This is a genomic window from Desulfonauticus autotrophicus (genome assembly GCF_055381725.1).
Genome location: NZ_AP042395.1, coordinates 1,759,521 through 1,771,849 on the forward strand (window position 1 = coordinate 1,759,521; position 12,329 = coordinate 1,771,849).

The 12,329-nt window shown below is 40.6% G+C and carries 13 protein-coding genes and 1 pseudogene; 3 read left to right on the forward strand and 11 right to left on the reverse strand.

Going from position 1 to position 12,329, the window contains the following annotated elements; genetic code table 11:
- Positions 1–9: 9 nt before the first annotated feature.
- The 11 genes from ACZ42F_RS09960 to ACZ42F_RS10010 form a co-directional block, all read right to left on the reverse strand.
- The gene (locus ACZ42F_RS09960; RefSeq protein WP_464280253.1) at positions 10–2,403 is read right to left on the reverse strand and encodes an efflux RND transporter permease subunit; all 2,394 of its coding nucleotides are present in this window, start codon (positions 2,401–2,403) and stop codon (positions 10–12) included.
- Positions 2,385–3,179: an efflux RND transporter permease subunit gene (locus ACZ42F_RS09965; protein ID WP_464278872.1), complete on the reverse strand. Its 795-nt coding sequence runs from the start codon at positions 3,177–3,179 to the stop codon at positions 2,385–2,387. Before ACZ42F_RS09965 ends, ACZ42F_RS09960 begins: the two co-directional genes overlap by 19 nt.
- Positions 3,166–3,837 carry an efflux RND transporter periplasmic adaptor subunit gene (locus tag ACZ42F_RS09970; protein WP_464278873.1) on the reverse strand — a complete coding sequence of 224 codons (672 nt, stop codon included), beginning with the start codon at positions 3,835–3,837 and terminating at the stop codon, positions 3,166–3,168. The genes ACZ42F_RS09965 and ACZ42F_RS09970 overlap by 14 nt, the downstream gene beginning before the upstream one ends.
- Entirely contained in the window at positions 3,822–4,289 is a 468-nt protein-coding gene (locus tag ACZ42F_RS09975; protein ID WP_464278874.1) for a hypothetical protein, read from the reverse strand. Before ACZ42F_RS09975 ends, ACZ42F_RS09970 begins: the two co-directional genes overlap by 16 nt.
- 89 nt (positions 4,290–4,378) lie before the next feature.
- Entirely contained in the window at positions 4,379–4,978 is a 600-nt protein-coding gene (locus tag ACZ42F_RS09980; protein ID WP_029967803.1) for a hypothetical protein, read from the reverse strand.
- The gene (gene thrB, locus ACZ42F_RS09985) at positions 4,966–5,490 is read right to left on the reverse strand and encodes a homoserine kinase (RefSeq protein WP_035260262.1); all 525 of its coding nucleotides are present in this window, start codon (positions 5,488–5,490) and stop codon (positions 4,966–4,968) included. Before thrB ends, ACZ42F_RS09980 begins: the two co-directional genes overlap by 13 nt.
- Positions 5,491–6,219: an ABC transporter ATP-binding protein gene (locus tag ACZ42F_RS09990; RefSeq protein WP_029967797.1), complete on the reverse strand. Its 729-nt coding sequence runs from the start codon at positions 6,217–6,219 to the stop codon at positions 5,491–5,493.
- Positions 6,219–6,986, reverse strand: a complete 768-nt coding sequence (locus ACZ42F_RS09995) for an ABC transporter ATP-binding protein (RefSeq protein WP_029967795.1) — start codon at positions 6,984–6,986, stop codon at positions 6,219–6,221. Before ACZ42F_RS09995 ends, ACZ42F_RS09990 begins: the two co-directional genes overlap by 1 nt.
- 11 nt (positions 6,987–6,997) lie before the next feature.
- A complete protein-coding gene (locus ACZ42F_RS10000) occupies positions 6,998–8,011 on the reverse strand; it encodes a branched-chain amino acid ABC transporter permease (protein WP_464278875.1) in 1,014 nt (337 codons plus the stop codon).
- A gap of 20 nt (positions 8,012–8,031) precedes the next feature.
- On the reverse strand, positions 8,032–8,958 hold the full coding sequence (locus ACZ42F_RS10005; protein WP_464278876.1) for a branched-chain amino acid ABC transporter permease: 927 nt from the start codon (positions 8,956–8,958) through the stop codon (positions 8,032–8,034).
- A gap of 84 nt (positions 8,959–9,042) precedes the next feature.
- Positions 9,043–10,155, reverse strand: coding sequence for an ABC transporter substrate-binding protein (locus ACZ42F_RS10010; protein WP_464280254.1), 1,113 nt, complete (start codon positions 10,153–10,155; stop codon positions 9,043–9,045).
- Between the two features lie 330 nt (positions 10,156–10,485).
- Here ACZ42F_RS10010 and ACZ42F_RS10015 point away from each other — a divergent pair.
- The 3 genes and pseudogenes from ACZ42F_RS10015 (at position 10,486) to hemC (ending at position 12,304) form a co-directional block, all read left to right on the forward strand.
- Positions 10,486–11,111: pseudogene (locus ACZ42F_RS10015) on the forward strand (D-sedoheptulose 7-phosphate isomerase).
- A complete protein-coding gene (locus ACZ42F_RS10020) occupies positions 11,112–11,363 on the forward strand; it encodes an FmdB family zinc ribbon protein (RefSeq protein WP_464278877.1) in 252 nt (83 codons plus the stop codon).
- 11 nt (positions 11,364–11,374) lie between these two features.
- Positions 11,375–12,304, forward strand: a complete 930-nt coding sequence (hemC, locus tag ACZ42F_RS10025) for a hydroxymethylbilane synthase (RefSeq protein ID WP_464278878.1) — start codon at positions 11,375–11,377, stop codon at positions 12,302–12,304.
- Positions 12,305–12,329: the final 25 nt, after the last annotated feature.

Here is a 12,329-nt window from a genome sequence, read left to right on the forward strand (position 1 = left end):
ATTCAGTATTTATCTTAGCTTGCTCCGAAAGTAAAGCACTGGCACTACCAGGCGGGAAAACAGGGTGGCAGCCACTTCTCCAGCCATAAGGGAAATGGCCAGTCCCTGGAAGATAGGGTCTTTGAGAATAACTGCTGAGCCCACAATCACAGAAAGGGCTGTTAAGAGCATGGGCCTAAAGCGAACTGCACCAGCTTCAATCACTGCACTTTTTAAATCATCGCCTTCAGCCAGTCTCAATTCTATAAAATCCACTAAAATAATGGAATTTCTGACCACAATCCCGGCTCCAGCAATAAAACCAATCATAGAAGTCGCTGTAAAAAAGGCCTGAAACAAGTAATGGGCAGGAATAATTCCAATTAAAGAAAGAGGGATAGGAGCCATAATGGTCAAAGGAGTAAGATAGGACTTAAACCAGCCCACCACCAGAAGATAGATTAAAAGTATAGCCACGGCAAAAGCCAGGCCCAGGTCCCTAAAAACTTCATAGGTAATTTGCCACTCTCCATCCCACTTTACTGTGTTCTTTTCTTTGTCAGAAGGCAAACTGGTGTATAACACTTTTAACCTGGGAAAGTTCTCTTTTAGCTTTTGGTTTATCTTAAGCATCCCATACACAGGACTCTCTTCTGGCTCAGTCACATCTCCCGTAACATAAACCACGGGCAGTAAATTTTTATGATAAATGGGATAAGGTACTTCCCTTTGCTCTACCTTTACCACTTCTCCCAATTCTACAAGTTCCCTGGCACCTCTTACCTTTAAGGCCAATAAATCACTTAAAGAAGAGCGCCTGAATCTATCCAGATGTAAAAACAAAGGGACATCTTCTCTAAACTCTGGTTGATGAAAAAGCCCAAGCACCTTTCCCTGTAAGCTAGTACTTAAAAGGGCATAAATCCTATCTACACCTATGCCTAAAGAGTTTGCTTTTAGTTTATTCACTTTAAAGACTTCTTCTTTTTGTTCCTCTGTCATGTACCAATCACTATCCACAATACCAGAAGTAGAATCAAATATAGTTAATAACTGCCTGGCCAGGTCTATCTGGCCTTTATAGTTCGGACCATATACTTCCAGGACCAGAGTCTGTAATACTGGAGGTCCTGGTGGAATTTCCGCTACTTTTGTCCTTACCTTGTCTTTGTCTACCAGAGAAGCAATCAACTTCCGCACTTCCTTGGCTATTTGGTGACTTTGCCTGTCTCGTTTGTGTTTATCCAGTAAATTCACCTGAACATCAGCCACATTACTCCCTGCTCGCAAGTAATAATGCCTGATAAGACCATTAAAGTTATAGGGAGCACTGGTCCCAATATAAAGCTGATAGTTTTCTATTTCTGGAATAGTTTTCAATTGATTGGCTATTTTAGAAGTCAAAGCAAAATTTTCTTCTAAAGAAGTCCCTTCCTTATAGTCAAAAATCAACTGAAACTCACTTTTATTGTCAAAGGGCAGCATTTTTATATAAACTTTTTTAAAGTAAATTAAAGACACACTTAACAGGAATAAAAGAACCACCAACCCTAAAAAGGAATATAAGTGTAATTTACGGCTCAACAAGTACCCCATTATCTGCCGATAAATCCTGGTAAAAACATCCTCTTTGTGCTCGTGTTTTTGTGCTTTGGAAACTTTTAAAAGATGATAGGCACTCCAGGGGGTAATTATAAAGGCCACCACCATGGAAAAAAACATGGCCAAAGAAGCCCCAATGGGCATAGGCCGCATATAAGGGCCCATAAGCCCCCGCACAAAGGCCATGGGCATAAGAGCTACAATTACGGTAAAAGTAGCCAAGACCAAAGGGCTTCGGACTTCATTGACTGCTTCAACAATAATATCTCGAAAAGGCTTATTTTTATTTTCTGGTAAATGAATATGTCTGACAATATTTTCCACATCCACAATGGGGTCATCTACCAAAATACCTATACAAAAAATAAGGGCAAAAAGCGTAACCCTATTTAGGGTATAGCCCATAAAATAGTAGATAAATAAAGTTATGGCCAGAGTAACAGGCACGGCAATCATTACAATAAAACTAGCCCTTACTCCCAAAAAGAACACTATTAGCAAGGCCACGGCAAAGGTTGCAATAAAAAGATGCTCCAGCAGTTCATCTGACTTTTCTTTGGCGGTCTGGCCATAGTTACGCGTAACAGATATATTTAAATCCTGAGGATAGGCTTTACCTTTTACCAGTTCTACTCTTTGTATAATTGCTTTGGCCAAAGAGGTGGCATTAAAACCCTTTCTTTTGGCTATAGCAATAGTAACAGCTGGAAAAAGCTGACCGCGTAGTTCTTTGTGTTTACTGGCTAAGCCAGGTACAAAAAAATGATAGTTTTTATTTTCTTCGCCTTCTAAAACTACCCTGGCTACATCCCCCAGATAAATAGGCTTATCCTTTTTAGAAAAAGTAAAAGCTGTTTTAACTCCAGCATATTATTAAAAAGGCCATCTACTTTTACGGTAAAGGTATAATTATCCTGGGTAAACTCTCCTACTTTGCCTCCTTGATTTAAGGCAGCCAGCCTTTGAGCTACATCTTCCAAATCCAGGCCAAATAGCGCCAGCTTATGAGGATTGAGTAAAATCTTAACCTGTAGTTTTTTCCCGCCCTTTATCTCTACTTCTGATACCCCAAAAATACTTCTTATCTCTTCTTCTAAAGAAAGGGCAAACTGTCTTAACTCGGCTGGAGTGTATTTTGAACTCCAGAGAGTCAGGCTCACAATGGGCACATCATCGATAGACTTGGGCTTTAAAAGGGGCATGGAACAGCCAGGGGGAATCCAGTCCAGGTGATGATATAGTTTGGCATAGGTGCGAATAAGACTCTTTTCCTCATCTTCTCCCACATAAAAGCGAACCGTGGTCAAGGCACTTCCTTCCATTGCCTGGGAATAAACATATTCCACTCCAGGGATTTCCCAGAGCAGTCGCTCCATAGGATACACAACCCTGGTCTCTATCTCTTCAGGTGAGGCCTTGGGCATGGAGACAAAGATATCTATCATGGGAACCACAATTTGAGGCTCTTCTTCACTAGGAGTGTTAAAAAGGGCAAAAAGACCTAAAAAAAGACAAAAAATAATAACTAAAGGGACCAGTTTGGAATCAACAAAAAAGGAAGTAATCTTGCTTAAAAAATCATGCTCAGCTTTGGACATCTACCAAAGCCCCTTCTTCTGCTTTCTCTGTTTCTAAGAAGACCCTTTCTCCAGCCTCAAGCCCGGAAAGCACTTCTACCCACTCTCCTTCAGCACTGGCTAAAAAATTCTCTCCTTGCTGCCCATAAGTATCGCCAAGGGCAAGCAGGCGGTAGTGTAAAATATTTTTCTCATCCAGCACATAAACATAATTTAGGCCGCCTCTCTTACCTATCACCTTTAAGGGAAGCAAAAGTGCCTTCTTCTCTCCCAGAGGTAAAAACATCTCTCCATAAGTGCCAGGTAGGAGATTTTCCTTTACCTTTAAGCGCAAAGTAAAGGTCTGGCTGGCAAAGGAAGAATAGGGTACCTTTTCCCAGACCGGTAAAAAAAGACTTTTAGTAAGAGCAGGAAAATAAACCAGGAATCTATCACTCTTTTTTATTTTCTCAAAAAACTTACTTTCTATCTGGGTAAAAAAGCAAAGTTTCTCCTTTTCATAAATCTCTGCCAGGTCTTGCCCCACACTGACAATGCTTCCTCTATCCACCAGCTTTTTAAATAAATAACCAGATACAGGAGACTTCAATTGACTGTAGGTTAGTTGATGCTCCAAAGATTCCCTTTTGGCTAAAAGACCATCCAGCTTGGCCTGAATAGAATCTAAACTCTTTTCCAAAACCTCTTTTTCCAGCTCTCTTTTTCCAGTTCCTGTTTACTAATAACTTTTTTCTGGAAAAGAGTTACATACCTATTATAATCCCTTTCAGCTTGTTTAAACTTGCTTAAAGCAATATTATACTCTTCTTTTAAGCTCCTAATCTCTGCTGCCAGTAATTTTAATTCCTTTTGTAAAAAAGTAGTGTCTATCTCTACTATTAACTCTCCTTTCTCAATCCATTCCCCTTCTTCTTTTGCAAATCCACTTATCTTCCCGGCTGAAAGGGCCTTTAAAAACACCTTTTCCCTGGCTTCTATCTGGCCAGGATAACTCTGGCCCCAGAGAACCTTACTTTGCTCAAGGGTAAAAACCTTGCCTTGAACCAGCTTTGGCTTCAAAGGCAGGGAAGATTCTTCACCACAACCCCAAAGAAAAAGTAACAGCCCCAAAATAAGAATTATTTTTTTCATAATCCTTATTTTAAAACCAAAAAGTTGTTATTGGCAAGAAAAAAAGATTTTAAAAACAAGAAGAGAATAAAAAGAGAAAGTAAATGAAATCACACTTGGGGAGGGCCCAGGACAATCATTTCAGCTAAAGTTAGTTTTACCCTGGGGACTTTATTGCGCTTGCTGCCTAAAAAGGCTAGCTCCAGCTCTGCCAGTTCTTGGTAAAAGGGAGTACGGTCCAAAAGCTTTACCTGTTTTTGGCTTTGCACAAGTTTTTGACTTTTAAAACAGCCAGGAAATTCTTTAATCCCTCCTCCAGGTTGCAGAAAAAAATTGGGAACGCCGTGCAGCCTGCAAATCATCAAGCGGTGAGAATACAAAACACAAAGCCCTTTCTCATTTACCGGGCACATCAAACTGGGCTTTTGACCTGCAAGCAAAGATTGTTTTAGGTGCTCTACATACTCCTTGCCCCTTTGCTCAATGGCTTCTTGCTGCTCTGAAGGTAAACGCTTAAATCCTTCCCAAAAGTAGGCCCATTCAATATAGGTATGGTGATGAAAATAACTTGTACAGCAATTATCTTCACAACCTGCACAACTCAAGCCCAGAGCCCGGGCGTGCTCTTCATAACTTTCTTCCATGCGCTTATAAAGATTGGCTAGCTGCAAAAATATCCTGGTCTTGGGAGTTCTTTTTAATTTAACCATGCTAAAATCTCATCTAAACAAGTAGTTAAGCTCTTTTCTGTATGCACCCTAAACTGAGCATATTGTTCATAGAGGGGAGTGCGCTCTTTATACAAATCCTCCAGGGTTTGACCTGGTTTTAAGGCAAGTCCTCTTAAGGGAGCCAGGGCAATGCGCTCCTTTAGGGTCTTCAGGCTGGCCTGTAAATAAACAATATGCCCCAAACGCTTTAAATATTCCATGGCCTTAGGAGAATAAATTACACTTCCGCCCGTAGAAATCACGCACCGATTTAATTTTAAGCTCAAAATGGTTTCTTCTTCTGCCTGTAAAAAATTTTTTAATCCCAGTTTATTGCGCAAAGTTTCTAAGTCTATTCCCCACCAGGCCTGTAAAATAAAGTCTGTATCCACATGGGCCCAGGAAAGTTTTTTGGCCAGCGCCCTGCCCAAGGTGGTCTTGCCTGAGCCTGGCATTCCAATCAAAATAATACTCTTTCCCTGTTGTAAAAAAAAGGTCCTTTTAATTGGCAACTAGCCTCCCAGGTAAGCCTTTTTCACCTCAGGATTGTTCATAAGTTCTTTGGAGTCTCCAGCCAGAACAATCTCGCCTGTATCCAGCACATATCCCCGGTGGGCAAACTCCAGAGCCAATTTGGCGTTTTGTTCAATAAGCAAGATAGTAATCCCTTCCTTTTGATTGAGTTCCTTTAGGGCCCTGAACATTTCATACATAAGCAAAGGAGCCAATCCCATGGAAGGTTCATCCAGGAGTAAAAAATTAGCCCCTGTCATCAATGCCCTCCCTACAGCCAGCATCTGTTGTTCACCACCACTTAAAGATTCACTTCTTTGCTTTCTTCTTTCGTAAAGCCTGGGAAACAAGCGATAAACCAGCTCATAATCCTTGGGTATGCGCTCCACATCCTTTCTGGCATAGGTGGCTAACTTGAGATTTTCCTCTACTGTAAGGTTGCCAAAAATATGCCTTCCTTCTGGAGCCAGGGCTATTTTTAGCTTCTGCACCACATCGTGGGGCTCTACCTTTAACATGCTTTGACCTTTGTATAAAATATCTCCTTCTACCACCCTGGGGCCTTCTGGCGGAGGCACTCTGGTAATGGTATGCAAGGTAGTGGTCTTACCTGCACCATTGGCTCCAATCAACGTGACAATCTCTCCCTTTTTTACTCCAAAAGAAATCCCATGCAGGGCTTCAATGTTGCCATATTTTACTCTTAAATTCTTAATTTCTAATAACATTATATTTTCCCATCCCCCAAGTAAGCTTTAATTACTTCTGGATTATTTTGAATTTCCTCAGGAGTACCTTCAGCAATGGTAGCTCCAAAGTCTATAACCTTTAACCAGGAACAAAGGCTCATCACCACAGTCATCTGGTGTTCAATCATCCAGATAGTCAGTTTAAATTCTTTGTGAATCCAGCTTATGAGTTCAATAAGTTCTTTTACATCTGCCGAGTTTAAGCCTGCAGCAGGCTCATCTAAAAGCAATAGCTTGGGTTTTACAGAAAGAGCTCTGGCAATTTCTACCTTTCTTTGCATACCATAGGGTAAGTTTTTGGGCTTTTCCAAAGCGTATTCTTTTAAATTCATAATTTCCAAAAACTTATAAGCTTCGTCGCGAATACGCTTTTCATTTTCCTGATAGCGTCTGGTACGCAAAAACAAATCTTTCAAGCTATAGCCAAGGTTATAGTGCTGGGCAATCATGATATTGTCCAAAACACTCATCTCATGCCAAAGCCTTATATTCTGAAAGGTCCTGGCTATACCCAGGGCTGTAACCTGATGCGGTTTTAATCCAGCAATATTTTTACCATTGAAAATAATCTCTCCCCGGGTAGGCTGATAAAACCCACTCACCAGGTTAAATACTGTGGTTTTACCTGCACCATTGGGCCCAATAAGTCCAACCAAATCTCCTTCTTCTATGGTCATATTGAATTCAGTTAAGGCACAAAGGCCACCAAAATATTGAGTAAGGTTCTTTATTTCCAGTAATGCCATATCTTTTCCACCTATTTGAATTGATAAAATTTTCTAAGTCTGGGGAAAATATCAGAAAGTTCACGATTACCCATAATACCTTCTGGCCTAAACTGCATTAAAATAATCAATAATAAAGGAATAACCACCCATTTGATAATCTGGAGAGGTCTAAGCAGTTCTAAAAGAAAGGTAAACAAAATAGCTGCCAGTACCGATCCACTTAAAGAACCCATACCTCCCAAATAAACCATTACTAAACCTTCTGTAGATTTTAAAATATTAAAAGAGTTGGGATTAACATAACCAAGCACATGGGCAAATAAGGCTCCTGCAACTCCAGCCAAACCAGAGGAAAACATAAAGGCAATAAGCTTCATCTTATTGGTATTTACACTCATAATTTCTGCAGCCACTTCGTCCTGATGAATGGCTATAATCCCTTTGCCATAGGTGGAGCTTACAAACCTATAAATGGCCCAGATACTTAAAATGGTAAAAATATAAACCCAGATTAACATCCAGGGCAAGAAGGCCACATCTTCCATGGCAAAAATAACACTCTTCATGCCCATAAATCCTCTGGGCCCACCAATAAAATCAAGATTTATAATAGTAGTAATAATAATATAGTTAGCTGCAATGGTAATAATGGCCAAATAGTCCCCCCTGGTTTTAAAAGAAGGTAAAGCCACCAGCAAACCAGTTAGGGCTGCAGCAATAAAAGCAATTATAACGATAATGGGAAAACCATAAATAGCATATTCTGGAGGTAAAAGAGGAGCGCCAAAAACCTTATCCTGGGCAAAGAAAAGCACACTCAAAACAGAAGAGACATAGGCACCTACTGCCATAAATCCAGCATGCCCGCAGGAAAATTCCCCCATATAGCCGTTAACAATATTTAAACTACTGCCAAAAATAATATTAATCCCCATAAACATTAAAACTGACTGTACATAAAGGTCCAGCTTATCATAATAAGCCAGCCCAATTAAAACACCAAACAAAAGCAAAACCAAAAGAGGAACAGTAAATCTACGCATAATTAAAATCCAACCCCTTCTTAAATTTTTGTAGTCTTGGCCACGCCAAAAATACCTGTTGGCTTAATACTCAAAATAATAAGCAAAATGGTAAAAGCTATAAGGTCTCTAAAGGTAGAGGGGAAAAAGGCAACTACTAAAATTTCTACAAAACCTAAAATAAATCCACCTACAAAAGCGCCTCTTATATCTCCAATTCCACCTACAACCGCAGCAATAAAGGCCTTCCAGCCCACCATTGCGCCCATATAGGGGTCTAAAATAGGATAGGACATGGCAAACAAAATACCCGCAATAGCAGCCATGGAAGAACCAAGAACAAAGGTAAATACAATAATAGTATCTACAGGAATACCCATTAAGGGCACCGCAAATCTATCATAAGAAATGGCGCGCATGGCCATGCCTATTTTGGTCTTGGTAACAATAAAATGTAAAAGCCAAAAAACCAGAAAAGCAGCTAAAATAACAATGATTTTTACATTGGTAAAGGCAATGTTTCCAAAAGTGTAAATGGTCTTATCTAAAAGTTCTGGAAATTTTTTTCTACTTGCACCCAAAAGGGCCAAATTCCCATTTTCCAGAATCAAACCTGCCATTAAAGCAGTGATTACCACATAAAGACGATTGGCTCCCTTTCGTCTAAGTGGCCTATAGGCAACTCGCTCAATAAAAACACCCACACAAGAAGTTAAAAACATGGTCAAAGGAATAGTTAAAGCTAGTACCAAGCCTTTAGGCAAAGCAAAAGGCAAAAAACCATAATGACCTAAAAGCAAGGTAGAGACAAAAAAGGCAATATAAGCGCCCACCATAAAAATATCGCCGTGGGCAAAGTTAATTAACAGCAAAACTCCGTAAACCAGACAATAACCAAGAGCAATGAGAGAATAATAACTTCCCCACTGCAGGGCATTTAAGATGTTTTGAATTACACTTTCTAGCACTTAACTTACCTCTTTTCTTATTTTTAGATAAAAAAGAAGCGCACCCAAAAGGCGCGCTTCTTTTTTATTTCTACCTACTATTTTTTAAGGACAAACGGATTCAGTAAAAAGAAATTCGCCTTTTTCACTAATTCTAACTACTACAGCACACTTAATGGGATCGCCCTGTTCATCAAACTTCATAGTACCAGTAATACCCTTAAATTCCTTAATGTTGGCCAAGGCATCACGAATAGCTTTTCTGTCTTTGCGCACATTTCCAGTAATCTTACCAGCATCCTGGATAGCTTGCAAGACCAAACGGGTAGCATCCCAGGTAAGGGCAGCTACATCATCGGGCACATAGCCGTATTTGGCAGTATAACGGTCAATAAATTCCTTGGTAGCACCAGTGGCACCAGCAGCAGCGTAGTGAGTGGAGAAATAATGCCCAACACAGTCATTTCCACAAAGATTCATGAGTTCAGCAGAACCCCAGGCATCAGAGCCCATAAAAGGACCATTCCAGCCAAGATCGTGAGCCTGTTTTACAATCAAGGCTACCTCATTGTAGTTGTCTGGCAAGAAAATAAAGTCTGGCTTAGCAGCAATAATCTTGGTTAGCTGAGCGCTAAAATCCTGGTCCTTGCTGGCATAGGTTTCAAAGGCCACTACAGTGCCAGGACCGTGCTTCTTTTCCCACTCGGACTTAAAAATTTCAGCCAAGCCTTTGGAATAGTCATTATCCAAGGCAAAAAGAACAGCAGCCTTTTTGGCTTTAAAGGTCTTGGAAGCAAAGTTCACTGCTACAGGGCCCTGGAAAGGATCTAAAAAGGCAGCCCTGAAAACCCAGGGACGATCCTTGGTGGTGTCAGGGTTGGTGGACCAGGGAGAAATCATGGGAGTACGGTTGTCATTACACACCTGCCCAGCAGGAACAGCCTGCTTACTGGAGTTAGGTCCAATAATGGCCAGGACCTGATCCCTTTCAATAAGCTTTAAAGCAGCACTAACCGCAGACTCTGCCTTGGACTCATTGTCTTCGTAAATAAATTCCAACATGTACTTTTTACCACCTACTTCCAGCCCACCCTTAGAGTTAATATCCTCTTTGAGCATTTCAGCTGCAAACTTGGAAGCTTCCCCTACCTTGGGAATATCTCCGGTCAAAGGAATATTAAACCCAATTTTAATGGTGTCTGCAGCAAAGGCCACCATCGTACTAAAGAGAAAAAGAAAAGTTAACAAACCTGCTAAAAACTTCCTCACCCTAGACCTCCTTTATTTAATAAAGTTTAACTTAAAGCCTCCCCCAAAACTATTCTGGCAAAATGCTTGCCAATCCCAATAAAAGCATTAAAGATAAAGAAATTGCTATTTACTTTTGGCTTTTATTTTTTTATCAACAAACCTAATTGAACAAAATTGTTAATCTAGTGCCAGTATTACTAACCTAAAAGCAGGAAAAGAGTAAAGATTTTTTTTAGGTTAAAAAGTTAAAAAATAGATAAAAGGTCGTTTTTTTACACCGAGGGAGAAATTTAGCTTATGGATAGTGAGGCCCTAAAAAGAGGAGAAAAACATTTTTTGGAAGGGGCCAAAGTCAGAGAAAAATTCTGGCAAGAAAATAAAAATATCCTGCTGGAAGTAGCCAAAGTCATTGCGGCTGCCCTGACCAAGGGATCAAAAATTCTCCTTTGTGGCAATGGAGGAAGTGCAGCTGATTCCCAGCATTTAGCGGCAGAATTTGTTAACCGCTATAAACTGGAGCGCCCCCCCTTACCAGCTATAGCCCTGACCACTGATACATCTATTTTAACTGCCATTGGCAATGATTATTGTTTTTCTGACATTTTTGTAAAACAAATAAAGGCCCTGGGCACGCCAGGAGATATTTTACTGGCCTTTTCCACTTCTGGAAAAAGTGCCAACATCTTAACTGCCCTGGCTGTAGCCAGGGAAAAAATATTCTCACCATAGGTTTTACCGGGGAAAAAGGGAACTTAATGGCAGATCACTGTGATTACCTTTTTGCCGTACCCAGCACCAATACTCCCCTTATTCAAGAAGTACACATCACCATAGGACATGTACTTTGCGACCTAATTGACTATTTTCTCTTTGAAGATGGAGAATCTTTAGAAAAATACCTGGACTATAAGGAGGTTTATTAAATGCCCATTTATGAGTTTGTATGTGACAAATGCAAAGAAGAGTTTGAAGAACTGGTTTTAAAGGATGAAGAGGTAAAGTGTCCCAAGTGTGGGGCAAAGGAAGTAAGCAAACTCATGTCTGCTTGTAGGTTTAAGACTGGTGGCCCCATTGTACTCAATTCCAGCAATAGCTCTGCCAGTTCCAGAAGTAGCGGATTTAGTAGCTCTGGTTGTGCTGGTTGTAGTGGTGGAAACTGTTCTAGTTGCGGATAAAGGATAATCTTATGTTCAAAAAAATACGCATTGCTACCAGAGGCAGTAAGTTAGCGCTCTGGCAAGCCAATTATATTGCCTCCTGCCTTCAGCAACGCTATCCAGGGCTGGAAGTAGAGCTGGTAAAAATAAAAACCACGGGCGATAAAATCCTGGATGTACCTTTAGCTAAGGTGGGAGGAAAAGGACTTTTTGTCAAAGAAATAGAAGAAAGTTTACTCCAGAGGGAAACAGACCTTGCAGTCCATTCCATGAAAGATGTCCCTACCTTCTTACCCGAAGGATTAAAAGTAGGTATTATTCCCAAACGGGAAGTAAATATAGATGTTTTACTTTCTGAAACCTACCCAGACCTGCTTTCCCTGCCCAAGGGGGCTAAAGTAGGGACATCCAGTTTGCGCAGGCAAGCCCAGCTTCTCTATCTGCGTCCTGATTTAAAAATAGAGTCCTTAAGGGGCAACCTGGATACCAGGATAAGAAAGTTAAAAGAAGGCCAATTTGCAGCCATAGTGGTAGCAGGTGCAGGTTTAGCTAGATTAGAAATGGGAGCCAGATACCACTTTGAACTAACTCCTCCAGAATTTTACCCTGCTGTAGCTCAAGGCGCTTTGGGCATAGAGTACCTGGAAGAAAGAAAGGACCTGGAAGAATTTTTAAGCTTTTTAGACCACCTGCCCACTAGATATGAAGTATTAGCAGAAAGGGCCTTTTTAAGAGGCCTGGAAGGCGGTTGCCAGGTACCCATAGGTGGATATGCCAAATTTGAAGACAACCAGTTAGTAGTGAGAGGCCTGGTGGGAGATTTACAGGGCAAAACACTAATTAAGGCTGAAGTAAGAGGAAAATACCAGGCAGCTGAACAACTGGGAACAGAGTTAGCAGAAATTATTCTAAACAAAGGTGGAAAAGAAATCTTAGAAGAAATCTATCAACAAAGTTGACCCTCTTTTTAACAAGAGGGTCCAA

Excerpts from the sequence above, each read along its gene's own strand:
- ACZ42F_RS09965 (WP_464278872.1), bottom strand. The coding sequence starts at position 3,179 with ATGTCCAAAGCTGAGCATGATTTTTTAAGCAAGATTACTTCCTTTTTT.
- ACZ42F_RS09975 (WP_464278874.1), bottom strand. The coding sequence starts at position 4,289 with ATGAAAAAAATAATTCTTATTTTGGGGCTGTTACTTTTTCTTTGGGGT.
- ACZ42F_RS09980 (WP_029967803.1), bottom strand. The coding sequence starts at position 4,978 with ATGGTTAAATTAAAAAGAACTCCCAAGACCAGGATATTTTTGCAGCTA.
- ACZ42F_RS09990 (WP_029967797.1), bottom strand. The coding sequence starts at position 6,219 with ATGTTATTAGAAATTAAGAATTTAAGAGTAAAATATGGCAACATTGAA.
- ACZ42F_RS09995 (WP_029967795.1), bottom strand. The coding sequence starts at position 6,986 with ATGGCATTACTGGAAATAAAGAACCTTACTCAATATTTTGGTGGCCTT.
- ACZ42F_RS10000 (WP_464278875.1), bottom strand. The coding sequence starts at position 8,011 with ATGCGTAGATTTACTGTTCCTCTTTTGGTTTTGCTTTTGTTTGGTGTT.
- ACZ42F_RS10010 (WP_464280254.1), bottom strand. The coding sequence starts at position 10,155 with ATGGTGGCCTTTGCTGCAGACACCATTAAAATTGGGTTTAATATTCCT.
- ACZ42F_RS10020 (WP_464278877.1), top strand. The coding sequence starts at position 11,112 with ATGCCCATTTATGAGTTTGTATGTGACAAATGCAAAGAAGAGTTTGAA.
- hemC (WP_464278878.1), top strand. The coding sequence starts at position 11,375 with ATGTTCAAAAAAATACGCATTGCTACCAGAGGCAGTAAGTTAGCGCTC.